General features: G+C 70.2%; 24 protein-coding genes and 2 pseudogenes. 16 read left to right on the forward strand and 10 right to left on the reverse strand.

All coding sequences use genetic code 11. From position 1 onward, the window contains the following. Window positions 1-12 precede the first annotated feature (12 nt). Window positions 13-507 carry a DinB family protein gene (locus ACWEIJ_RS06080; protein ID WP_449836062.1) on the reverse strand — a complete coding sequence of 165 codons (495 nt, stop codon included), beginning with the start codon at window positions 505-507 and terminating at the stop codon, window positions 13-15. A 161-nt stretch (window positions 508-668) separates the two neighbouring features. On the opposite strand from ACWEIJ_RS06080, the gene ACWEIJ_RS06085 reads away from it, so the two are divergent. After that, a complete protein-coding gene (locus tag ACWEIJ_RS06085; protein WP_449836063.1) occupies window positions 669-1,247 on the forward strand; it encodes a GNAT family N-acetyltransferase in 579 nt (192 codons plus the stop codon). On the opposite strand, the gene ACWEIJ_RS06090 is transcribed toward ACWEIJ_RS06085, so the two are convergent. Continuing rightward, complete coding sequence (locus tag ACWEIJ_RS06090; protein WP_449836064.1) at window positions 1,244-1,879, reverse strand: maleylpyruvate isomerase N-terminal domain-containing protein; 636 nt, start codon at window positions 1,877-1,879, stop codon at window positions 1,244-1,246. The genes ACWEIJ_RS06085 and ACWEIJ_RS06090 overlap by 4 nt on opposite strands. Before the next feature lie 41 nt (window positions 1,880-1,920). Then, entirely contained in the window at window positions 1,921-3,270 is a 1,350-nt protein-coding gene (locus ACWEIJ_RS06095) for a replication-associated recombination protein A (RefSeq protein WP_449836065.1), read from the reverse strand. 111 nt (window positions 3,271-3,381) lie between these two features. Between ACWEIJ_RS06095 and ACWEIJ_RS06100 the strand changes: the two genes are divergently transcribed. From ACWEIJ_RS06100 to ACWEIJ_RS06115, 4 genes are read left to right on the forward strand one after another with little or no spacing between them, the layout of a single operon-like run. Next, the gene (locus tag ACWEIJ_RS06100) at window positions 3,382-3,960 is read left to right on the forward strand and encodes a uridine kinase family protein (RefSeq protein WP_449836066.1); all 579 of its coding nucleotides are present in this window, start codon (window positions 3,382-3,384) and stop codon (window positions 3,958-3,960) included. 52 nt (window positions 3,961-4,012) lie between these two features. Further along, window positions 4,013-5,017, forward strand: coding sequence for a chemotaxis protein CheB (locus ACWEIJ_RS06105; protein ID WP_449836067.1), 1,005 nt, complete (start codon window positions 4,013-4,015; stop codon window positions 5,015-5,017). Continuing rightward, the gene (locus tag ACWEIJ_RS06110; RefSeq protein ID WP_449836068.1) at window positions 5,014-5,757 is read left to right on the forward strand and encodes an ATP-binding protein; all 744 of its coding nucleotides are present in this window, start codon (window positions 5,014-5,016) and stop codon (window positions 5,755-5,757) included. The genes ACWEIJ_RS06105 and ACWEIJ_RS06110 overlap by 4 nt, the downstream gene beginning before the upstream one ends. Before the next feature lie 11 nt (window positions 5,758-5,768). Further along, entirely contained in the window at window positions 5,769-7,559 is a 1,791-nt protein-coding gene (locus tag ACWEIJ_RS06115) for a CheR family methyltransferase (RefSeq protein WP_449836069.1), read from the forward strand. Here ACWEIJ_RS06115 and ACWEIJ_RS06120 read toward each other — a convergent pair. Beyond that, window positions 7,556-7,798 (reverse strand): annotated as a pseudogene (locus tag ACWEIJ_RS06120) (STAS domain-containing protein); the annotation flags it as partial. The gene ACWEIJ_RS06115 and the pseudogene ACWEIJ_RS06120 overlap by 4 nt on opposite strands. 202 nt (window positions 7,799-8,000) lie before the next feature. Here ACWEIJ_RS06120 and ACWEIJ_RS06125 point away from each other — a divergent pair. From ACWEIJ_RS06125 to ACWEIJ_RS06155, 7 genes are all read left to right on the forward strand, one after another. Then, complete coding sequence (locus tag ACWEIJ_RS06125; RefSeq protein WP_449836070.1) at window positions 8,001-8,987, forward strand: hypothetical protein; 987 nt, start codon at window positions 8,001-8,003, stop codon at window positions 8,985-8,987. Then, complete coding sequence (locus ACWEIJ_RS06130; protein ID WP_449836071.1) at window positions 8,974-9,573, forward strand: DUF4129 domain-containing protein; 600 nt, start codon at window positions 8,974-8,976, stop codon at window positions 9,571-9,573. The genes ACWEIJ_RS06125 and ACWEIJ_RS06130 overlap by 14 nt, the downstream gene beginning before the upstream one ends. Next, window positions 9,570-10,601, forward strand: coding sequence for a DUF4350 domain-containing protein (locus ACWEIJ_RS06135; protein ID WP_449836072.1), 1,032 nt, complete (start codon window positions 9,570-9,572; stop codon window positions 10,599-10,601). Before ACWEIJ_RS06130 ends, ACWEIJ_RS06135 begins: the two co-directional genes overlap by 4 nt. Continuing rightward, a complete protein-coding gene (locus ACWEIJ_RS06140) occupies window positions 10,598-11,557 on the forward strand; it encodes an AAA family ATPase (RefSeq protein ID WP_449836073.1) in 960 nt (319 codons plus the stop codon). The genes ACWEIJ_RS06135 and ACWEIJ_RS06140 overlap by 4 nt, the downstream gene beginning before the upstream one ends. 1 nt (window position 11,558) lies before the next feature. After that, window positions 11,559-12,848, forward strand: coding sequence for a DUF58 domain-containing protein (locus ACWEIJ_RS06145; RefSeq protein WP_449836074.1), 1,290 nt, complete (start codon window positions 11,559-11,561; stop codon window positions 12,846-12,848). 113 nt (window positions 12,849-12,961) lie between these two features. Beyond that, on the forward strand, window positions 12,962-13,768 hold the full coding sequence (locus ACWEIJ_RS06150; protein ID WP_449836075.1) for a Scr1 family TA system antitoxin-like transcriptional regulator: 807 nt from the start codon (window positions 12,962-12,964) through the stop codon (window positions 13,766-13,768). Between the two features lie 14 nt (window positions 13,769-13,782). After that, complete coding sequence (locus ACWEIJ_RS06155) at window positions 13,783-13,935, forward strand: DUF397 domain-containing protein (RefSeq protein WP_449836076.1); 153 nt, start codon at window positions 13,783-13,785, stop codon at window positions 13,933-13,935. On the opposite strand, the gene ACWEIJ_RS06160 is transcribed toward ACWEIJ_RS06155, so the two are convergent. After that, window positions 13,932-14,939, reverse strand: a complete 1,008-nt coding sequence (locus ACWEIJ_RS06160) for a stage II sporulation protein M (RefSeq protein ID WP_449836077.1) — start codon at window positions 14,937-14,939, stop codon at window positions 13,932-13,934. The genes ACWEIJ_RS06155 and ACWEIJ_RS06160 overlap by 4 nt on opposite strands. A gap of 19 nt (window positions 14,940-14,958) precedes the next feature. Between ACWEIJ_RS06160 and ACWEIJ_RS06165 the strand changes: the two genes are divergently transcribed. Beyond that, entirely contained in the window at window positions 14,959-15,690 is a 732-nt protein-coding gene (locus ACWEIJ_RS06165; RefSeq protein WP_449836078.1) for an RDD family protein, read from the forward strand. Next, a complete protein-coding gene (locus ACWEIJ_RS06170; protein ID WP_449836079.1) occupies window positions 15,677-16,576 on the forward strand; it encodes a hypothetical protein in 900 nt (299 codons plus the stop codon). The genes ACWEIJ_RS06165 and ACWEIJ_RS06170 overlap by 14 nt, the downstream gene beginning before the upstream one ends. On the opposite strand, the gene ACWEIJ_RS06175 is transcribed toward ACWEIJ_RS06170, so the two are convergent. Next, a complete protein-coding gene (locus ACWEIJ_RS06175; protein WP_449836080.1) occupies window positions 16,573-16,995 on the reverse strand; it encodes a nuclear transport factor 2 family protein in 423 nt (140 codons plus the stop codon). The genes ACWEIJ_RS06170 and ACWEIJ_RS06175 overlap by 4 nt on opposite strands. 80 nt (window positions 16,996-17,075) lie before the next feature. Here ACWEIJ_RS06175 and ACWEIJ_RS06180 point away from each other — a divergent pair, with 80 nt between their 5' ends. Then, the gene (locus tag ACWEIJ_RS06180) at window positions 17,076-17,591 is read left to right on the forward strand and encodes a TetR/AcrR family transcriptional regulator (RefSeq protein ID WP_449836081.1); all 516 of its coding nucleotides are present in this window, start codon (window positions 17,076-17,078) and stop codon (window positions 17,589-17,591) included. Here the strand turns inward: ACWEIJ_RS06180 and ACWEIJ_RS06185 are convergent. From ACWEIJ_RS06185 to ACWEIJ_RS06200, 4 genes and pseudogenes are all read right to left on the reverse strand, one after another. Beyond that, entirely contained in the window at window positions 17,570-18,358 is a 789-nt protein-coding gene (locus ACWEIJ_RS06185; RefSeq protein ID WP_449836352.1) for an energy-coupling factor ABC transporter ATP-binding protein, read from the reverse strand. The genes ACWEIJ_RS06180 and ACWEIJ_RS06185 overlap by 22 nt on opposite strands. Next, a pseudogene (cbiQ, locus tag ACWEIJ_RS06190) lies at window positions 18,344-18,985 on the reverse strand (cobalt ECF transporter T component CbiQ); the annotation flags it as partial. The gene ACWEIJ_RS06185 and the pseudogene cbiQ, both read right to left, overlap by 15 nt. Further along, a complete protein-coding gene (locus tag ACWEIJ_RS06195) occupies window positions 18,985-19,281 on the reverse strand; it encodes a PDGLE domain-containing protein (RefSeq protein ID WP_449836082.1) in 297 nt (98 codons plus the stop codon). The gene ACWEIJ_RS06195 and the pseudogene cbiQ, both read right to left, overlap by 1 nt. Then, window positions 19,278-19,964 (reverse strand): energy-coupling factor ABC transporter permease, encoded by a 687-nt coding sequence (locus ACWEIJ_RS06200; RefSeq protein ID WP_449836083.1) that lies wholly within the window; start codon window positions 19,962-19,964, stop codon window positions 19,278-19,280. Before ACWEIJ_RS06200 ends, ACWEIJ_RS06195 begins: the two co-directional genes overlap by 4 nt. Window positions 19,965-20,202: 238 nt before the next feature. On the opposite strand from ACWEIJ_RS06200, the gene ACWEIJ_RS06205 reads away from it, so the two are divergent. Beyond that, window positions 20,203-22,413: a glycosyl hydrolase family 95 catalytic domain-containing protein gene (locus tag ACWEIJ_RS06205; RefSeq protein ID WP_449836084.1), complete on the forward strand. Its 2,211-nt coding sequence runs from the start codon at window positions 20,203-20,205 to the stop codon at window positions 22,411-22,413. Window positions 22,414-22,444: the final 31 nt, after the last annotated feature.

Raw genomic sequence — 22,444 nt, forward strand, 5'->3', positions numbered from 1 at the left:
AGCAGTTGATCTTCAGCGGCCGGTGACGCCGTCGATCTGCTCGCGGAGGATGTCGGCGTGCCCCGCGTGCCGGGCGGTCTCGGTGGTCATGTGGGCGAGGATCCAGCGCAGCGACTTGCGCATGCCGTCGATGGGGATCGCCATGAGCGCGTCGGGATCGCCCGCGGCCGCGATGGCCCGGTCGCCGGCCGCGATCGCCGCGCGGTAGGCCTCGATCACCTCGTCCGCCGTGAGCTCGGCGGGCACCGCCATGTCCAGCTCGTCGGCCTCCGACCAGTCGTTGCCGCCGAGGTGGTGGTCGAACCAGAGCCGCTCGGCCTCGGTGAGGTGCTGGACGAGCCCGAGCAGCGACGTGCCGCTGGCGACCATCGGCCTGCGCAGCTGTTCCTCGGTCAGGCCCTGCGTCTTCTTGAGCACGCAGTGGCGCTGGAACTTCAGGAAGGCGTGCGCCACGTCGAGCTCGCCCGTGTCGACTCGTGGCACCGGTTCGCGCTGCGTTTCCGCCATGCCGTGAAGGTACGCAACACAGCCGTCAGCCAATTGGAACGGACCACTCATTGACGCGCGGCGGTCACTGCCTGTGAAATACCCGTCACAGAGGGCTTGACATCGGCGCCGGTGCGCAGTTGAGGTTAGGCACACCTAATTTGACCCGCGCAGGAGGCCCTGTGAAGCCGGTATCGCACCTGGACTCCTACCGGAGGCAGGCCACGGCGGGCGCCCCGCCGATCCCGGAGCTCGCGGAACCGTGGCACGCCCGCGTCGCCCGCCCGGACGGCTACGACCTGCACGTCATCCACCGCTGGAACCAGGCACCGCACGTGGCGGCGTTCGCGCGGCGGGCCTGGACGTTGCCCCAGTGGGAGACCGAGCTGCGGGCGCAGCTGGACGGTGACGACGTCCGGCCGTTGCTGATCAGCCGGCACGGGCGTCCCGTCATCCACGCCGAGGTGTACCGGGCGGCGCGGAACGCCGTCGCGGACTGCTACCAGGCGCGGCCGCACGACCTCGGGCTGACCGTCGCGGTCGGTGAGCTGGCGATGACCGACCAGGGGCTGGTGCGGTCACTGCTCCCCCGGCTCACCGACGCGCTGTTCGAGGCCGACCCGCACTGCACGCGGATCGTGATGGAGCCCGATGTGCGCAATACGCGCGCCATCAGGTCGTTCGAGGCGGGCGGGTTCATGGCCGCCGACGAGATCATGCTGCCGAACAAGCTCGCCTTGCTGATGGTGCGCCCTCGTTAGAACGCGGTGATGTCCTGCGGTGCGCGTTCTTTGCGGCTGAAAGCGCGCACGATGTCGATGGCCTTGTGCCGGTTGAGCGACATGCGGGTCAGCAGGTCGATCACGGTCTCGTCGACGGGGCGCGGGAACTCCGGGGTGTCGGCGCCGACGCTCACCGCGAGGTCGTCGCAGTGCACGACGAACTCCATCAGGCGGGTCACCAGGTAGTCGTCCAGCGGCACCGCCCACGGGCCCCAGTGCGGCATGCGGACCGGGCGGTTCTCCAAGCCGGGCAACGTCTTCTCCAGCTCGGCCAGCACCTGCTCGAACTCCGCGCACAACGCGGCGTGGCCCTTCTCCGCGATCTTCTCGCCGCCGTCGCGGATGCGGGTGTGCAGCTCGGAGTCGATCTCCTGCTCGGTCCAGTTCGCCCGCGCGTAGTGCTCCATGAGCCCGACGACCGGCTCGTCACCGATCGGCGCGGTGGTCATCGTCGGCAGCGGCAGCACCTGGTAGCCGAGGTGGCCGGCGAGGCCGCTGACGCCGAACTCCGGCAGGGCGCTCGGCTTGTCCCAGTGGTCGGCGACCCGCTGGTCGCGCAGGAGGTCCAGGGCGATGCGGGCGGTGGTCAGGAAGTCGTCTCTGATCGTCACTTCGCCGAAGCTACGCGAATTCCGATCGGGCTCCGAGCGACTTACTCGCCCCTGATCACCCGGCGCAACCGCGGCAGCCGCTCCGCCACCGCGCGTTCCGCGCCACGGCCGGTCGGCTCGTAGTAGTCCCGCCCGACGAGGTCGTCCGGCGCGTACTGCTGCGTCAGCACGCCTTCCGGGACGTCGTGCGGATACCGGTAGCCCTGCGCGTTCCCGAGCTTCGCCGCCCCCGCGTAGTGACCGTCGCGCAGATGTGGTGGCACAGCACCGATAGCGCCCTTCCGCACGTCCGCGATGGCGGCACCGATAGCCGTCGTCACGGCGTTGGACTTCGGCGCGGTGGCCAGGTGGATGGTGGCCTGCGCCAGGTTGAGGGCGCACTCGGGCAACCCGATCAGCTGCACGGCCTGCGCGGCGGCGACGCAGGTCTGCAGCGCCGTCGGATCGGCCATGCCGACGTCCTCGCTGGCGTGGATCACCAGGCGCCGCGCGATGAACCGCGGGTCCTCCCCCGCCTCGATCATCCGCGCCAGGTAGTGCAGCGCCGCGTCGACGTCGGAGCCGCGGATCGACTTGATGAACGCCGACGTCACGTCGTAGTGCTGGTCGCCGTCGCGGTCGTACCGCACCGCCGCCTTGTCCACAGTGGACTCCAGCAGCGCCAGGGTGAGCACGCCGGAGTTCGACGCCAGCGCCGAGTCGGCCGCGGCCTCCAGCGCGGTCAGCGAACGGCGGGCGTCGCCGCCGGCCAGCCGCACGAGGTGGTCCTCGGCGTCCGGCTCGACGACCACCGAGCCGTTGAGCCCCCGCGCGTCCGAGACCGCCCGGCGGATCACCGCGCGCACGTCGTCGTCGGTCAGCGACTTGAGCTGCAACACCAGCGACCGCGACAGCAGCGGCGAGACGACGGAGAAGAAGGGGTTCTCGGTGGTGGCCGCGACGAGCAGCACGATCCGGTCCTCAACCGCGCCCAGCAGCGCGTCCTGCTGCGTCTTCGAGAACCGGTGCACCTCGTCGATGAACAGCACGGTCGCCTCACCCGACCGGACCAGCCGCCGGCGGGCCTCGTCGATCACCGCCCGCACCTCCTTGACGCCCGCCGACAACGCCGACAACGCCACGAACCGGCGCCCGGTCGCCTTCGACACCAGGGTGGCGAGGGTCGTCTTGCCGGTGCCGGGAGGGCCGTAGAGCATCACCGACGCCGGGGTCGCGCCCTCCACCAGGCGGCGCAGCGGCGCGCCCGGCCCGAGCAGGTGGTCCTGACCGACGACCTCGTCCAGCACCGCCGGACGCATCCGCACGGCCAGCGGGGCGTTGGCCGCGATGCGCTCGGCCTTCTCCTCGTCGGTCGCGCCGAAGAGGCCCTCGTCGAACAGACCTTCGCTCATGCGTTCGAGCCTAGCGCCTGCTTCCCGGGTCCACGTCCGCGCCGGCCGAGGCCGCTCCGGTCGAACGAGACCGGCGAAGCGGGCGCTGGTGATGTGCGAAAATCGCGTCTCGTGCCCATCCCCCGCGCAGTGCTCCTCGCCGGACCGTCCGGCTCCGGCAAGTCGACCTTGGCCGCCCACCTCGGCTGGCCCGTGCTGCGCCTGGACGACTTCTACCGCGACGGCGACGACCCGCTGCTGCCCCGCGACGAGCACGGGCGCGCGGACTGGGACGCGATCGGCTCCTGGAACGCGGACAAGGCGCTCGCGGCGGTCGTCGAGCTGTCCGAGACCGGCAAGACCGAGGCACCGGTGTACTCGATCAGCGAGGACCGGGCGGTCGGCACGCAGACGATCGAGCTGGGCGACGCGCCCGCGTTCATCGCCGAGGGCCTGTTCGCGGACCTGCTGGTGGCGGGCGCGAAGGAGGCGGGCGTGCTCAGGGACGCGGTGGTGCTCGCCCCGAGCGCGCCGGTCACGTTCGCCCGCCGGTTCGCGAGGGACGTCGCCGAGGCCCGCAAACCGGTGCCGACCCTGATCCGGCGCGGTCTGAGACTGATGCGCGAGCAGCCGCAGGTGGTAAGAAGGTGTGTCGACGCGGGCATGCGCCGCACCACTCCAGGTAAGGCCAGGGCCGAACTGGCCGTGTGAGACCAGCTACCGCGGGCACCCGGAGCGAAAGCCGCGAGGTTGAGGAGCTTCGGTGCGCAGAGACCTGGTGGTCGTCGGCGCCTCCGCGGGAGGTGTCGAGGCGCTGCGGCAGCTGGTGGCCGGCCTGCCGCGCGACCTGCGCGCCGCCGTGGTCGTCGTGTTGCACATGCCCGCCGGTGGCTCGTCGGCGCTGTCGTCGATCCTGACGCGCAGCGGCCCGCTGCGCGCGGTGCCGGCGGAGGACGGCGTCGAACTGCGCAACGCCCACATCTACGTTGCACGCCCGGACCACCACGTCCTGGTGCAGGACGGGGTGCTGCGGCTGTCGAGAGGTCCCACCGAGAACGGTTACCGGCCCGCAGTGAACGCGTTGTTCCGCTCCGCCGCGCTCGCGAGGGGCTCGGCGGTGATCGGCGTGATCCTGTCCGGTGCGCTCGACGACGGCACCGGGGGCATGGCCGCGATCAAGAGCCGCGGCGGCCTCACGGTCGTGCAGGACCCGGAGGACGCGGTCTACCCCGGCATGCCGGAGAGCGTGCTGCAACACGTCGAGGTGGACCACGTCCTGCCGGTCGTCCAGATCGGCCCGCTGCTGGCCCGCCTCGCCGGCGAGCACGCGGACCTCGCGATCATCGAACCCGTGTCCGACGCGCTGCGCCTGGAGGTGGCGGTGGCCCACGACGACGCAGGGGCCGCGTACGGCGACATCCCCAAGATCGGCTCTCCCACCACCTTCACCTGCCCCGACTGCTCGGGATCCCTGGTGGAGATGCCCGGCGAAGGCGTCCAGTACCGCTGCCTGGTCGGGCACGCGTGGACGGCGGACGCCCTGATGGACGCCTACGGCGGCACCTTGGAACGCGCGATGTGGACCGCGTTGCGCACCCTCGACGAGAAGGCCTCTCTCGCACACCGCATGGTCGGTCTCTCTCGCGAGGCCGGTCGCAACCTGGTGGCCGAGCGATACCACCGGCAGGAGGAGGAAACGCTGGCCGCGGCCGACGTCCTGCGCAAGTACCTGCTGCGGGGCGGTATCCGCGAGGAGACCGGCACATGAGCGGCATCAGCATCGAGACGACCGACCTGGCCGGTGTCGTGGTCGCGACGCCGGCGGGACGGCTCGACCTGGCCTCCTACTCCTCGTTGCGCGACGGGCTGCTCAAGCTCGCGGCGGACGAGCCGCTCGCCCTGGTCGTCCGGCTCGGCGAGGGCTTCGAGGTGCCGAGCAGGGCGATGCTGGCGGTGTTCACGACGGTGTGGATGAAGGTCTCGCAGTGGCCGGACATCCCGATGGCACTGCTCGCCGAAGGTCACGACCACTTCGAGGAGCTGCACACCAGCGGCGTCGCCCGGTTCCTCCCCACGACGAGAACCCTCGGCGAAGCGCTCAAGGCCGTGGACCGGCCGCCTTGCCGCAGGTACCGCCGAATGTCACTGCCCTGCTCGCCGGCCGCGCCGCTGATGGCACGCGCGGCCGTCCGCGATGCCTGCGCGCAGTGGGAGCTGCCGAGGATCTCCGACGACGCCGTGCTGGTCGTGAGCGAGCTCGTCGAGAACGCGGTCCGGCACGCCCGCTCCGAGTCGACGCTGCGGATCGAACTGCGGCCACGTGGTCTCTCCCTCGCCGTGCAGGACCATGACCCGTCACCGCCGTTGCTGGAGTCACCGGAGCGGAACGTGCCGGGCCATCGCGGCGTGCAGCTGGTCGACCGGATCAGCGTCGCGTGGGGCTGCACCGAGTCATCCGACGGGGGCAAGATCGTGTGGGCGGTCCTCGGACTGCGCCGAGGCGAGTAGGTTCTTGTGGCGTGAGTGACGGTCAGCCGATCCCGGACCAGGACTTCGAAGAGGTCCTGCAGTACCTCAAGGAGTCGCGCGGTTTCGACTTCACCGGTTACAAGCGCACCAGCCTGATGCGGCGCGTGCGGCACCGGATGAGCCAGATCGGCATCGAGGACTACGGCGACTACATCGACCAGCTGCAGGTCAACGCCGACGAGTTCAGCGTCCTGTTCAACACGATCCTGATCAACGTCACCGCGTTCTTCCGCGACCCCGAGGCGTGGCAGTACCTGCGCGAAGAGGTGATCCCGACGCTGCTGGCCGAACGCGGCCCCGACGACCCGGTGCGGGTGTGGAGCGCGGGCTGCGCCTCCGGCGAGGAGGCCTACAGCCTCGCGATCGCGCTGGCGGAGGCGATGGGGCCGGAGCGGTTCCGGCAGCAGGTCAAGATCTACGCCACCGACGTCGACGACGAGGCGCTCACTCACGCCCGGCACGCCAGCTACGTCGAACGCGACCTGCAGAACGTGCCGCCCGAGCTCGCCGCGAAGTACTTCGACCACCAGAACGGCCGCTACAGCTTCCGCAAGGACCTGCGCCGCTCGGTCATCTTCGGCCGCAACGACCTGGTGCAGGACGCGCCGATCTCCCGCATAGACCTCCTGGTGTGCCGCAACACGCTGATGTACTTCAACCAGGAGACGCAGGCCCGCATCCTCGGCCGGTTCCACTTCGCGCTGGTGCCCAAGGGCGTGCTGTTCCTCGGCAAGGCCGAGATGCTGCTCAGCCACAGCCGCATCTTCGACCCCATCGACCTCAAGCGGCGCATCTTCCGCAAGACCGCGACAGGTTCACACGCCCCGGCGAACTTCGTCTCGCACGCGATGGTGCACGATCGGCGTGTGGACCTGCGCGGCATGGACGAGTTGCGCGAGCACGCCTTCTCCGCGAGCCCCGTCGCACAGCTCGTGGTGACGGCGGAGGACGTCGTCGCGCTCGTCAACCGGCAGGCGGAGAACACGTTCGGGCTGTCGGCCAAGGACGTGGGCAGGCCGTTGCGCGACGTCGACATCTCCTACCGCCCGGTCGAGCTGCGGGGCTACGTCGAGCAGGCCCGGCTGGAGCGCAAGTCGTTGCGGATCAAGGACGTGGAGTGGCTGCGCGGCCCCGGCGAGTCGCTGTGGTTCGAGGTCCACGTCAACCCGCTCGTCGGTCTGGACAACACCATCCTGGGCGTCTCCGTCGTCTTCCACGACGTCACGGCCGCGCGCCGGCTGCTGGAGGACCTCGAACACGCGAACCGCCAGCTGGAATCGGCCTACGAGGAGCTCCAGTCCACGAACGAGGAGCTGGAGACCACCAACGAGGAACTGGAGACGATGAACGAGGAGCTGCAGTCGACCAACGACGAGCTCCAGACGATCAACGACGCCCTGCGCGAACGCACCGGCGAGCTGGACCGGGTCAACGACTTCCTGGAGTCGATACTGACCTCGTTGCGGGCCGGGGTGATAGTGCTCGACGTGCAGATGCGGGTGCTGGCCTGGAACCGCGGCGCCGAGGAGCTGTGGGGCGTGCGCCGCGACGAGGCCGAGGGCGAGCACCTGCTCAACCTCGACATCGGGCTGCCGGTGGCCGACCTGCGCCCGGTCGTGCGGTCGGCGCTGAGCGACGGCGCGTTCATGGAGGAGGTCAAGCTCAGCGCGGTGAACCGGCGTGGCCGCGAGGTCGTCGTGCGGGTGGTGTGCAGCTCGTTGCGCGGCAACAACGGGGACCCCGGCGGCGCGATCCTCGTGATGGAGCAGCAGCACGACTAACCGGTCGCGGACTCTCCCCGCAGCAACACCCCGGTGAGGCCGCTCAGTTCGAACGCCCTCAGCACGACGAACGAGCACTCGGCGAAGACCAGGTCGACGCCGCGGCGCTCGCACTCGGCCCGCACCGCGATCAGGACGGCCAGGCCGGCCGAGCCCAGGTAGGCGACGTCGGCCAGTTCGATCATGAGCACGGTCCGCGTGCGTGCGAGCTGCGCACGCAGGAACGCCTCGAACTGCGGGGGCCGTCGCGAGGTCTATCTCCCCGGCCACGCGCACCACGAGAGCGGCGCCCGAGTGCTCCACGTCCAGCTCGAGTGGTTGCGGTTCGGTCACGCGTCCCACCTCCCTGCCCCACCAGGGTAGAACCGTTGCGCGTTTTCCGGTGGGTGAGGCTCTCGTCTGGCAGGATGCCGATCACACTCACGACCGGGAGTAGCCGCGATGTCCGAAACGCCCGGCTGGTCGTCGCCCGACCAGCAGCCCAACCAGCCGCAGCAGCCGCCGCAGCCGCCTCCCGGCTACTACGCGCCGCCACCGCCCGGCGCGCAGCCGACGATCAAACCCGGGGTGATCCCGCTGCGCCCGCTGACGGTCGGTGAGATCGTCGACGGCGCCATCACGACGATGCGCAAGTACCCGGTGCTGCTGCTCGGCGCGGCCGCGGTCGTCGCCGCGATCACCCAGATCGCCGGGCTGCTGGTGCAGCTGCCGTTCCTCGACGACCTCACCTCCGTGGCGAAGCTCGACCCGAACACGATGACCCAGCAGGAGGCGCTGGACCAGGTCACCAGGGGCGTCACCGGGTTCCTGACCGGCACCGCGCTGAGCCTGCTGTTGCTGCTGGTCGGCACGGTGTTCCTGTCCGGGTTCATCACGGTGGTCGTGGGCCACGCGGTGCTCGGCAGGCCGGTCACGTTCTCCCAGGCGTGGGAGGAGTTCAAGCCGCGGCTGCTGCCGCTGCTCGGCGCGACGGTGCTGTCCGGTCTCGTGATCACCGTCGGCGTGATCCTGTGCATCCTGCCCGGCATCTACGTCGGCGTGCTGTTCTCCCTCATCGGTCCCGCGCTGGTGCTGGAGCGCTGCGGCGTCGGCACCGCGTTCACCCGCTCGCGGGTGCTGGTGACCGGCGCGTGGTGGCGGACGTTCGGCATCCTGGTGCTGGCCGCGGTGATCAGCTGGGTGATCAGCTGGATCATCAGCCTCCCGTTCGGCCTGCTGGGCGCGGCGTCGAACGGCTTCAGCGCGGAGCCGACGGCGGCGCTGAGCGCGGGTTCGATGGTGCTGTCGACGATCGGCGCGATCATCGCGTCGACGATCACGCTGCCGTTCAGCTCCGCGGTGAACGTGCTCATCTACGTCGACCGCCGGATGCGCGCCGAGGGCATGGACATCGAACTCCAGCGGGCCGCGGGACATGGTGGTCTCTGACGTACCGGTAGATCTCGGCCGCGACGACGCGAGGGAGGCGGCCGCACGGGAGCTCAGCAACCCGGCGTACGTCTCCGACGACCCGAACCCGATCGAGCGCGCCTTCCGGTGGGTGCTCGACCGGCTGGGCGAGCTGTTCGCGGGCGCGGGCGGTCTGAGCGGCATCACCGCGATCACGGTCCTGGTCGCGCTCGCGGTGATCGTCGTGGTCGTCATCAGGCTCCGCACCGGCAGGGTCGTGCGGGCCTCGCGGTCACGTGCCGGCGGGCTGTTCGACGCCGTCCTGACCGCGGCCGAGCACCGTGCCGCCGCCGAACGTGCCGCGGCGGCCGGTGACCTGGCCGAGGCCGTGCGCGAACGGTTCCGCGCGGTGGTGCGGGAGCTGGAGCAACGCGGCGTGCTCGACCCGCGGGCCGGGCGCACCGTCGACGAGGTCGCGGTGGAGGCGGGCCGGGCACTTCCGGTGCTGGCCGACGACCTGCGAGGGGCGGCCGTGCAGTTCGACGACGTCTGGTACGGCGGCCGCACGGCCACCGCGGACGGATACCGGCGGCTGGTCGCGGTGGACGACAGGGTGCGCGGATGACGGCGGTCTCCCCCGGCGCCGGGCGGATCTGGGTCGCCGCGCGCGGTCCGCTGCTGATCGGCGTGATCATCCTGTTCGCCGCCGCCGTGATCACGCCGCTGCGCGGCAGCGGCGAGGGCGGTTCCCTCGATCCGCGCTCGTACCGGCCGGAAGGCAGCCGTGCGGTCGCAACTTTGCTGGAGCACAACGGGGTCCGGGTCGAACTGACCGACAATGCGTCCTCTGTGGAGGGTACAACGCTGTTCGTGACGCAGCCGAACCTGATCGACCCGGCCCGGCTCGCCGACCTGAGCAAGCGCGCGGCGGCCACGGTGCTGCTCGCTCCAGCGTCCACGAAGCGCCGGGTGGAGCCCGAGACCCGGCAGCCGGGGTGCCCGCTGGCGGCCAAGGCGGGTGCCGCCAAGATGGGCGGCTTCGTCTACGAGGGCGAACAGCGTTGCTACGACTCGACGTTGGTGCGCACCGGCACCGTGACGACGCTCGGGTTCGGCGCCATCTTCACCAACCGCGACCTCGACGAGGACGGCAACGCGGCGCTGGCGCTGTCGTTGCTGGGCCAGCACGAACGGCTGGTCTGGTACCTGCCGTCGGCCGCGGACCGCTCGCAGCAGAAGTCCTTCACCCAGCTGATCCCGGACGGCTGGAAGTTCGGCGCGTGGCAGCTCGGCGTCGCGGCCGTGGTGATCGCGCTGTGGCGGGCGCGCAGGCTCGGCCGGGTGGTGCCGGAACCACTGCCGGTGGTGGTGCGGGCCGCCGAGACGGTGGAGGGCAGGGCGCGGCTGTACCGGGGCTCGCACGCGGCCTCACACGCCGCTTCCGTGCTGCGGCAGGCCTGCCGCGACCGGCTGACCCCGCTGCTCGGACTGCCGCCGGGCGGGGACCCGACGGAGGAGATCACCCGCAGGACGACGCGTTCCGCCGCCGCGGTGCGGGCGCTGCTCTACGACGACGTGCCGGTGGACGACCGGGGGCTGGTCGCGCTGGCTGACGAGCTGGACGCTCTGGAGAACGAGGTTCGCAAAGGATGACCACTGTCACCACGGAAGAAGCACGCGCGGCGCTGGTCGCGCTGCGCACGGAGATCGGCAAGGCCGTGGTGGGCAACGACTCCGCCGTGACCTCGTTGATCCTCGCCTTGCTGTGCAAGGGGCACGTGCTGCTGGAGGGCGTGCCGGGCGTCGCGAAGACGCTGCTGGTGCGCGCGATGGCCCGTGCGCTGGACCTCTCGACGACGCGCGTGCAGTTCACGCCGGACCTGATGCCGGGCGACCTGACCGGCTCGCTGGTCTACGACTCGCACAACGCGGCCTTCTCGTTCCGCGAGGGCCCGGTGTTCACGAACCTGCTGCTGGCCGACGAGATCAACCGGACGCCGCCGAAGACGCAGTCGGCGCTGCTGGAGGCGATGGAGGAACGGCAGGTCTCCGCGGACGGCAGGACCCGGCCGCTGCCGTCGCCGTTCATCGTCGTCGCGACCCAGAACCCGGTCGAGTACGAGGGCACCTACCCGTTGCCGGAGGCGCAGCTGGACCGGTTCCTGCTGAAGGTGACCATGCCGATTCCGCCGCGCGAGCAGGAGATCGACGTGCTGGCGCGACACGCCGCCGGGTTCGACCCCCGCGACCTGTCGGGCCTGTCGCCCGTGGCCGGCGCGGCGCACCTGGACGCCGGTGCGGCCGCCGTGCGCGCGTTGACCGTGGCACCCGAGATCATCGCGTACGTGGTCGATGTCTGCCGCGCGACGCGCGAGTCACCGGCGGTGCGGCTCGGTGTTTCTCCGCGTGGTGCCACGGCGTTGCTGGCTGTGGCACGGGCGTGGGCGTGGCTGTCCGGACGCGACTACGTGACGCCGGACGACGTGAAGGCGCTGGCCCGCCCGGCGTTGCGGCACCGGCTGGAGCTGCGCCCGGAGGCCGAGCTGGAGGGCGTGACGGCGGACGGCGTGCTGGACGGCGTGCTCGGCGCGGTCCCGGTGCCGCGCTGACGTGGCGCTCACGGGCCGCGCGGGACTGCTCGCGCTCATCGGTGTCCTCGTCGTCGGGCTCTTCTTGCCTTCGTGGCAAGGGATTCTGCTCGTGCTGTGCGTCTTGCTCGTGTGCGTGGGCGTCGACCTGTTGTTGGCAGGTTCTGTCCGGCGGTTGACGTTCTCGCGCGGTGGCGCCACCTCGGTGCGGACGGGTGAGCTCTGTTCCGTGCAGCTGACCGTGCAGAACCCCGGTCGTCGGGTACGTGGGGTCCTTCGTGACGCATGGGCACCTTCTGCGGGTGTGGTGGCTGACCGGGTCGTTGTCGACGTACCTGCTGGTGGTTCACGAACGTTCACCTTCGACCTACGGCCAGTGCGACGAGGTGACCGCATCGCCGACCGTGTGACCGTGCGGTCCGTCGGCCCGTTGGGCATCGCGGCACGCCAGGGCTCCCACGCCGTGCCGTGGACCGTGCGCGCGTTGCCACCGTTCCACAGCCGCCGCCACCTGCCACCGTTGCTGGAACGCCTGCGCGAGCTCGACGGCCGCCGCGCCTCGCTGATCCGGGGCGCCGGCACGGAGTTCGACTCGCTGCGCACCTACGTGATCGGCGACGACGTGCGCTCGATCGACTGGCGCGCCTCGGCCCGTTCGCCGGACGTCGTGGTGCGCACGTGGCGCCCCGAACGCGACCGCCAGGTGACCATCGTGCTCGACACCGCCCGCACCTCGGCCGGCCGCGTCGAGGGCGCCCTGGGCGGCCTGCCCCGGCTGGACACCTCGATGGACGCGGCGTTGTTGTTGTCCGCCTTGGCATTGCACGCCCGCGACCAGGTCGACTTCCTCGCCTTCAGCCACAAGGTGCGGGCGTCCGTGCCGCGCGCCACGCTGCCGGTGCTGGTGCAGGCGATGGCGCCACTGGAGGCCGAGCTGGTCGAGTTCGACGCGCGCGGCGTGGTCGCCGAGGTGCTGCGGCGAGCCGGTCGCCGGTCCCTGGTCGTGCTGCTGACGTCGCTGGAACCGTCGATCGAACACGGGTTGCTGCCGCTGCTCCCGTCGTTGGCCTCCCGGCACCGCCTGCTGATCGCCTCGGTGTCGGACCCCGCCGTGCACGCGATGGCTTCGGGCCGTGGGGACCTGGAGTCCGTTTATGCCGCAGCTGCCGCGGAACGCACATTGGCCGAACGGCGCCGTCTCACCGCATTGCTTGCACGGCACGGAGTTGACGTCGTCGACGCACTGCCCGATGATCTGCCACGCGCGCTTGCGGACCGCTACCTGTCGTTGAAAGCCGCAGGCAAACTCTGAACTTGTACCGGCTCCAAAAAGTACTTCCTTTGGGGATGTTCGGCCGGAAACGATGGAGCGCAAGCCCTTGCTGCTCCTAGTTTCTTGCCATGCCACGACGAAACTCCAGCGTGGTGGGACGGGAGTTCGGCAACGGCGTCCGCGACGCCATCAAGCAGACCCAGATGACCCACCGCCAGATCGCCGAAATGCTCGACTGGGACGAGTCCAAGTTGTCCGACCTCGTCCGGGGCAAGGGCGGTGTCAGCGAGGCCGAGGTGCTGCAGCTGCTCGCCTTCTGCCGGATCCCGCCCGCCGATGTCCGCCACCTGATGGCGTTGTTCCGCGAAACTCGCGAAAACGGGTACCTCCAGACTTCCGAGGACGGGTGGCCCCACCAAATGCGCGTTCTGATCGAACAGGAGCGCCTCGCCAACGTCATCACCGTCTGGTCGATGAACCTGGTCCCTGGCCGACTCCAGACACCTGACTACATGAGGGCTGTGGTCGAGGCAGGTGTCCGCGATGAATCAGTCGACTACGAGGAGGTCATCGCGGCGAGGCTCGCACGCCGTGAACTCTTCCACTGGAGCCGCGAGTTCATGTTCTTCATCCACGAACAAGCCTTGCGGCTTCCGGTCGGAAGCTCGGACGTGATGAAGGATCAGCTCCTCCATCTGCTGGCGATGGCGCAGCGCTCCTACATCACAGTTCGCGTCGTGCCCATCGCCGTCGGCGCCCACGCAGGGCTGTCGGGCTCGTTCATGCAGCTCCGGTACGAGAAGTTCGAGCCGGTTGTCTTCATCGAGAGCCAGACCTCCGGTCTCTTCCTCGAAGACAAGGCGTCACTTGCCATCTACGCCAAGGCGCTGAAGCTGCTCGACCAGCAAGCGTTGGATGCGGAACAATCGAAGGAGCTGATCACCAGCATCCTGATCTGAGGAGTTGTTTCCGCATGTCGGTCTGGCGCAAGAGCAGCCGCAGCCCGATCAACGACTGCGTTGAAGTTGGTCGTCGCATCGGCATCCGGGACAGCAAGGCGCCGTCCGCCCACCTGCCCGTGTCCTCGGCAGCGTGGTCGGCGTTCCTGCGCAGCGTGAAGGCCTAGGCCGCGACCGGCGCGACGTCGTCCCGCTCGCTCGCGTCCACGTCCCCGGTCTCCCCCTCGGCGGCCGCCCGCCGCCCGGTCACGAACACGTACAGCAGGAACAGCACCTCGGCCACCACCCCGATGCCGACCCGGACCCACGTCGGCAGCCCGGACGGCGTCACGAACCCCTCCAGCACGCCGGACACCAGCAGCACCACGATGAGCCCGAGCGCCACCGCCACCACCGACCGTCCCTCGGCGGCGAGCGCGGCGGTGCGGGTGCGGGGGCCCGGGTCGATCACCTGCCAGCCGAGCCGCATGCCGATGCCGGCGGCGACGAAGACGGCGGTCAGCTCCAGGAGTCCGTGCGGGGCGAGCAGGCCGAGGAACTCCGCGCCGCGGCCCGCGCTCGTCATCAGGCCGATGCCGACGGCGAGGTTCACGGCGTTGGTGAGGAGCAGGTAGATCGGCGGCAGCGCGAACAGCACGCCGAGCAGCAGGCAGGTGGCGGCGACCCAGGCGTTGTTGGTCCACACCTTCGCGGCGAACGAGCCGGCCGGGTCGCTGGAGTAGTAGGACTCGTAGCCGCCGCCGACCCTGGTCATCTCGCGCAGCTCGTCCGGTGCGGCGATGGTCGCCTGCACGTCCGGGTTCGCCGCGATCCAGGCCGCCATGATGCCGCTGACCAGGTAGAACGCCACGCCCGCCGGCACCCACCAGCGCCAGCCGAGGTACAGGGCGGCGGGCAGGCGGTGGGTGAAGAAGCGGGTGAACACGCGCCACGCCGGGGTGTGCGTGCCGGTCAGCACCGCCCGTGCCTGCGCGACCAGGGACGACAGGCGTTCGACCGTGGCGGGGTCCGGGGTCTGGCTGCGCACGACCGACAGGTGCGTGGTCACGCGCTGGTACAGCTCGATCAGCTCGTCGGCCTCGGGTCCGCTGAGCTTGCCCGGCCGCTTGACCAGCTGGTCGAGCCGCTGCCACGACGCGCGGTGGCGATCGATGAACACGTCCAGATCCACGATGGGTCACACTATCCGCGTGGGGGACCTCGTCACCGGTGAAGCGGTAGTTCTGGACCTGCGCGTCGCTCAGCTCGCGAGCAGGGCGGTGGCGTTCGCGTTCGACGTGCTCGTGCAGTTCCTGTTGTTCCTGGCGGTCTTCCTGATCGCGCCGGTCGGGTTCGACAGCGCGCTGCAGACCGCCATCGCGCTGACGCTGACGGTGTTCGTGCTGGTCGGGTATCCGACGGCGGTCGAGTCGCTGTCGCGCGGGCGGTCGCTGGGCAAGCTGGTCATGGGGCTGCGGGTGGTGCGCGACGACGGCGGGGCGATCCGGTTCCGGCACGCGCTGGTGCGCGCGCTCGGCGGGTTCTTCGTGGACTTCTGGGCGCTCGGGCTGGGTGGCGCGGTGGCGTTGTTCGTGTCGCTGTTCTCGCCGCAGGGCAAGCGGGTCGGCGACTACCTGGCGGGCACCCTGGTGATCCACACGCGGGTGCCGAGCCGGAGCGTCGAGCTGGTCGACATGCCGCCGCAGCTCGCCGAGTGGGCGCGCGGGCTGGACCTGTCGCAGCTGTCGGAGGAGCTGGTGCTGGCGGCCCGGCAGTACCTGGCGCGGTATCACGAGCTGGGTGAGCAGGCGCGGCTGGAGCTGGGGACGCGGCTGGCGGACGACGTGGGCGCGGCGGTCCGGTCGCCGCGTCTGGAGTACACGCACCCGCACCCGTATCTGGCGGCGGTGCTGGCGGAACGACGACGCCGTGCGGCTGGATAGCTGGTGCGCTGAGCACCTGGGCTCGGCACCGGTCGGCGTGCTGTTCGAGCACCACTCGATCTCGCAGGTCTTCGGGCTGCGCCTGGCCGACGGCCGGGAGGTCGTCGTGAAGCTGCGCGAGGACGACGGCCGCGCGGAGTCCTGCGTCGCGGCACAGGCCCGGCTGGCCGAGCGCGGCTTCCCGTGTCCCCGCCCGATCACGCCCGTGGTGAGAACCGGCGGTCTGGCCGTGCACGCCGAGGAGTCCCTGCCCGGCGGCGATCTCCTGCGCGGCGACACCCCGGACGTCGCCGCGCGCTACGCGGCCGTGTTCGCCCGGCTGATGACCGAACTCGCCACCGTGACGGTGAAGCCGCCGGTGCCGAACCCGCGGTGGGCGCGCTGGGACCACGACGACCCGGGGCTGTGGCCCGCCATCGGTTTCCTGGACGAACGCGACCAGAGCGCCGTACCCGCGTTCCTCACCGAGACCGCCCAACGGGTGCGGAAACGGCTGCTCCAGGCCGAACTGCCGTGCGTGCTGGGCCACGCCGACTTCGAGGCGCAGAACGTGCGCTGGCGCGACGGCGAGGTGTGGGCGGTGCACGACTGGGACAGCCTGGCGTGGCAGCCGGAGGCGGCGCTGGCGGGTGCGGCGGCCGCGACGTTCGCCAACGTGCCGCCGCCGCACCTTCCCCCGGTCGAGAGCTCGGAGGCGTTCCTCCAGTCCTATCAGGAGCTTCGCGGGCGCGAGTTCACCGTGCGGGAGCGGGAGGTCGCGTGGGCGGCCGGGCTGTGGACCGCGGTGCACAACGCGCGATGGGAAGCCCTGCACGGTGACGCCCCGGTGTCCGGCGACGGCGTTCGCGCGCAGGCCGCCGAACGCCTCCGCCGCGCGGGCGCCTAGGCCGGAACGCCGAGGAGTTCCTGCATCAGCAACGGGTTCATGAAGTCGTCGTAGCGGGTGATCTCACCGTCACGCAGGTGGATGATCGCGACGGCGGTGAACGTGTAGTAGTCCTGCTTCAGCTTCGACCAGCCGCGGTGCGTGATCTCCGCGACGGCCACCTCGGGATCGTTGGTGCGCCAGCAGTTCGCCTGCACGCTCTGGATCTCGATGCGGTCGCGCACCCCGGCGCCGCGGACCTTGCTGAAGTACGCGCGGATCTCCTCGCGTCCCTTGATCTCCTCCGGCTGCCACTGCGTCGGGAACCGGTAGGCCATCACCCCGTCCTCGGCGAAGAGCTCGGCGAAGTCCCCGTGCGTCTCCTCCCCCGCGACCATGCCGCGAACGTGCTCGACGATCTGTTCGGGTGTGCGTGTCATCTGTCGTGCCCCCACATCTCTAGAATCGGAACGGTGACCCCGGTTATGACGATACGGAACGCACGCCCCGGTTGGCAACGATGAGGGCCGATGCCGCGCGAAATCGCGAGAAGGTGCTGGAAGCGGCACGGGAGTTGTTCGCCTCGAAGGGCTACGACGTGCCGCTGGACGAGATCGCCGGCCTCGCCGGGGTCGGGCCCGGCACGGTCTACCGCCACTTCCCGACGAAGCAGGCGCTCTTCCAGGCCGTCACCGAGGCGAGGGTGACGGCGATGATCTCCGCGGCGGACGAGCCCGCGACCGATCCGAAAGAGGCGCTGTTCGCGTTTCTCGGGCGGATGGCGGAGGAGGCGTCGGTGAAGCGGGACATGTCCGACGCGATCACCGTGTCACCTCAGCTGCGCAAGGACCTGCACGCGGCGCTGGGCACGTTGCTGCAGCGGGCGCAGGAGGCGGGTTCGGTGCGGACGGACGTCACCGCCACCGACCTCGTGATCCTCATGAAGGGCATGCTGCAGAGCCTGCACGAGGGCGGGAACCCCGCGGTGCTGCTGGAGATCGTGCTGAGCGGGCTTCAGTCGAGCCGGAAGCCGTAGGGCAGCTCCAGGCGGTGCCGGGCCAGCAGGTCGGCGTCGGCGAGGATCTCGCGGGTCGGGCCGTCCGCGACGACCACGCCGTCGTCGATCAGCACGCTGCGCGGGCAGAGCTGCAGGGCGAACGGCAGGTCGTGCGTGACCATCAGCATCGTGCGGTCCAACGTCAGCAGCAGCTCGGCGAGCTCGCGGCGGGCCACGGGTTCGAGGTTCGCGGACGGTTCGTCCAGCACGAGGATCTCCGGGTCGCACGCCAGCACCGACGCCAGCGCGACCCGGCGGCGCTGGCCGCCGGAGAGGTGCAACGGCGAGCGGTCCGCGACCGGTTCCATGCCGACCGCGTTCAACGCCTTGCGCACTCGGTCGTCCACATCGGACAGACCGAAGTTGCGCGGTCCGAACGCGACGTCCTCGGCGACGGTCGGGCAGAACAGCTGGTCGTCCGGGTCCTGGAAGACGAGCCCGACGCGGCGGCGGATCTCGCGCAGGTTCTTCCTCGCGACCTCCAGCCCGGCCACCGAGATCGTCCCCGAGCCACCCGCCAGCACACCGTTGAGGTGCAACGCGAACGTGGTCTTGCCGGCCCCGTTCGGGCCCAGCACGGCGACCCGTTCGCCACGCTCGACCCGCAGGTCGATGCCGAACAACGCCTGATGCCCGTCCGGATAGGCGAAGGCGAGCTTCGAGACCTCCAGCGCGGGTGCCGCCGGAGTCTCCGCCACGATCGTCGCCGAGCCCGAGGGCCTGCCCGTCCAGCCGCGCGACACCATCGCGAGGTGCACCCTCTCTCCGCGTTCGTAGGACCGGATGAACAACGTGCCGACCGCGCGTGCGGTGGCGCCCGCCTGCCACAGGAAGCGGGGGTCGTCGCCGCGCGAGATGCGGGCGACGCGCATGCGCTTCGCCTCGCCCACGACGACTTCGCCGTAGCGGAGCATCAGCGTGGCGATCATGATCAACGGTGACGGCACGCGCAACGTCTGCAGGCCGCGCAGCAGCTCCCCCGGCGCCGTCGTGGCGGCCAGCGTGAGGCTGATCAGCACGCCCAGCGTGCCCTTGGCGAGGATGTTCCAGCCGGCCAGCGAGCCTTCGACCGACACCGAGAAACCCAGGAAGTCCGTGCGCGGGCCGCTGCCGAAGACCGGCAGGAGGAACGCCAGCAGCACGAACGGCACCTCGATCACCGCGCGCTTCACGAACCACGGCACGGGCACCCGCGCGACCGTCCACACCGCGACGATCAGCAGCAGGTAGAGGCCGAAGAGCGGGAACGCCGTGCGCGGGGTCGCCACGACACCCAGCACCGCCGCGAACGCCGCGAGGATCTTCACGTGCGGCGCGAGGCGGTGCACCGGCGAGTCGCCGGCGTGATGAAGGACGTCGTGGCCGCCGCTCATCAGTCCGCCGTATCAGTCGAGGGAGTCTTCTTGCGCAGCAACCAGAACAGGCCGAACGACAGGCCCAGGACGACGATCACGCCGAGCACGCCCGCGAGGCCGGTGAACCTGCTGTCGCCACCGAGCGAGTAGTCGGCGAACGTGCTGCCCGCCAGCGGGTGCGCCCGCGCGTGGGCGGCGATCCCGGTCTCCTCGACCGTCTTGTCCAGACCGTCGGGGTCGCTGGACGCGAAGTACGACAGCACCCCCGCGATCAGCAGGGACACGACGGCGAACCCGAGGAAGAACTTCTTCACGACCGCACCTCCAGCGGCTTGCGGCTGCCGCGCAGCAGGAAGACGAGGTCGGGCCGGATCGAGGCGACCGACGTGACGGTGACGGCGGTGATCAGGCCCTCGCCCATGCCGATCAACGCGTGCATGCCCCACATCAGCAGCGCGACCTTGCCGATCTCGACTCCCCCGGCGCCGCCGATCGCGTACTCGACGACGAAACCGGTCGCGGCGAGCAGGGTGTTGACGAACGCGGAGATGAACGCGACGGTCGCGAGCCCGCCCTTGCCCTGTCCGGCCAGCTTGCGCAGGGCGACGGCGACGAAGAACCCGGTCGCGGTGCCGATCAGCGCCATGTTGGTGACGTTGGCACCGAGCGCGGTGAGCCCGCCGTCGGCGAACAGCAGGCACTGCACCACCAGCACGATCGTCACGCACAGCGCGCCGACGTAGGGACCCACGAGGATCGCCGCGAGCGCGCCGCCGAGCAGGTGCCCCGACGCGCCGGGCAGGATCGGGAAGTTGATCATCTGGACGGCGAAGATGAACGTGGCCACCAGGCCCGCCATCGGCGCCGTGCGGTCATCGAGGTCCGCGCGTGCCTTGACCAGCGCGAAACCGACGCCCACCGCCGCGAGGACGAGGAAGGCGACCGAGACCGGCGCGTTCAGCAGACCGTCGCTCATGTGCATGGCAACAGGTGACATGAGTGATCACGCTAATTGCCGGTGCTCGACTATGGCCAGAACTTTGCAACAACAATCTTGAGGTAAGTACGCGTTGATGGTCACAACGAAGCCTTCGAACCGCAAGGCCGTCCGGTTCGTGCGCCCTAGTCATCCGATGAATTCTGCGTAAGATCCGTTCCGCCGCCGCCACGGCACGGAGGGACGAACAGTGACAGAGCTGTCGCGGAGAACCTTTCTGTACGGAACAGGCGCGGCCGTGGGTGCTTCCGCGCTGGGCACGAGCACCGCGGTCGCCGCGCCGACGATCCCCGAAACATCGGGTCACGCCGGAAGCTCGGCCGTGCACCGGGACGTCGTGCGCGACGCGCGCATGGAGTGGAAGCGGCTGCCCAAGAACTGGGGCGACAGCCCGTTCCTGGCCAACGGCCTCCTGGGCGTCCAGGTCTACGCGGGACGCACCCCGGACGAGCTGAAGCTCATGCTCAGCCACTCCGAGGTGCAGGACCAGCGTGAGCACTGGGAGGCCGCGATCGGTCTGTCCCGGCTGCCGATCGGGTACCTGACGCTCCGCTTCGCCGGCGCGATCACCGCGGTCGACTGGACGCTCGACCTGTGGAACGCCGAGCTCACCGGCTCGGTGACCACCACGCAGGGCAGCGCCACCTTCACGATGCTCGTACACAACGCGCGCAGCACCTTCCTCGCGCGGGTCCAGGGCGACGTGACCTGGGGTTTCCAGCCGCTGGAGTCGGCGACGACCCGCCAGGTCCGCAGGCCGGCCGACTACACCGCCAACCCCGCGCCGACCCTGGGCACGGGCAACGGCGTCTCGTACGCCGCCCAGCCGCTGCTCGCGGGCGGTGGCTACACGACGGCGTGGCAGGCCCGTGACGGCCGTTTCGCGGCCCACGTGGCGTACACACACCCTGCGGACACGCACACGTCCGACGCGATCCGTGAGGTGCGCCAGGCGTTGTCGATCCCGTTCGAGGTGCTGACGCTGCAGCACCGCCGCTGGTGGAACGCCTACTTCACGAAGTCGCTGGTGTCCGTGCCGGACAAGCTCGTGCAGCGCTTCTACTGGGCGCAGCTGTACAAGATGGCGGCCGCGACGAGGGCCGACGCGCCGGTGATCTCGGAGTGGGGACCGTGGTTCCCAGAGCAGGGCAACAGCTGGACCGCCGTGTGGTGGAACCTCAACGTCCAGATCTCGTATCCGCTGGTCAACGGCTCGAACCACCACGAGCTCGACGCGGTCACGACGACGCTGAAGCGGTTCGAGCACAACCTCGAACTGAACGTGAACCCGAACTACCGCGACGGCAACTCCTACGCCATCTGCCACCCCGGCGACCGGACGCTGCGCTCCGGCCCGCGTTACTGCGGCGTCCCCGGCGTGGCGCCGAATGACCACACGGGCAATCTTCTGTGGGCCTGCCACAACGTGTGGCTGGGCTATCGGCACACGATGGACCGGCGGATCCTGTCCGACGTGCTGGTCCCGATCCTGACCAAGGCGGTGAACTACTACGCGCGGTTCCTCGTCGAGGGCACCGACGGCAAGCTGCACCTGCCGGAGACGCGCTCGCCGGAGTACGCCAACGCCACGGACACGACCTACGACCTGTCACTGATCAGGTGGGGCGTGCGGACGTTGCTGTCCATCGAGGAGAACGCGCGCTGGCGCGACATCCTCAACCGCCTGGTGCCCTACGCGCAGGGCCCGGACGGCGTGATGATCGGCAAGGACGTGTCGCTGAACGACTCGCACCGCCACTTCTCGCACATGCTGTGGTTCTACCCGCTGCGCGAGCTGACGTGGGACATGCCGGAGCACCGGGACCTGATCGCCAGGACCTTCGACCACTGGACCTCGCGGCAGAGCGCGTGGGCCGGCTACAGCTACGGCGCGGCGTCCGCGATGGCGTCGGCGATGGGACGGCCGGAGGACGCGCTGTCGTTCCTGCGCTACTTCCTGGACCGCAAGCAGGTCGGCACGAACGCCGTGCTGACCGAGAACACCTTCTACCGGGAGGGCGGCAACCTCGCGATCGAGTCGCCGCTGATGTCCGGCCAGGCGGTGCTGGAGATGATGGTCCAGTCGCACAACGGCGTCGTGCGGGTGTTCCCGTCGGTGTCGTCCACTTGGGCCGATGCGTCGGTGGGTTCGTTGCGCACGCAGGGCGCGTTCCTGGTGGACGCCTCCCGGTCGGGCGGACGCACCGACTGGGTCCAGGTCCACTCGGAGGCCGGTGCGCCGCTGGTGCTGGAGCACGGCATCACCGGCGACATCGACGTGCGGGACGGCTGGGGCCGCCGGCTGGGCTACCAGACACGTGATTCGGCGATCGAGATTCCGCTTCGCCGAGGTCAGACGGCCATCGTCTCTCGTCGCGGCACACGCCCTGACGTCTCAGTACGGGACGTAGCCGCGAACGGCTCGTCTTCGCGCTGGGGTCTGCCGTAACGTACAAATTCGAACATTCAGCCAGAACTCA

The organism is Lentzea sp. NPDC004789 (assembly GCF_053601075.1).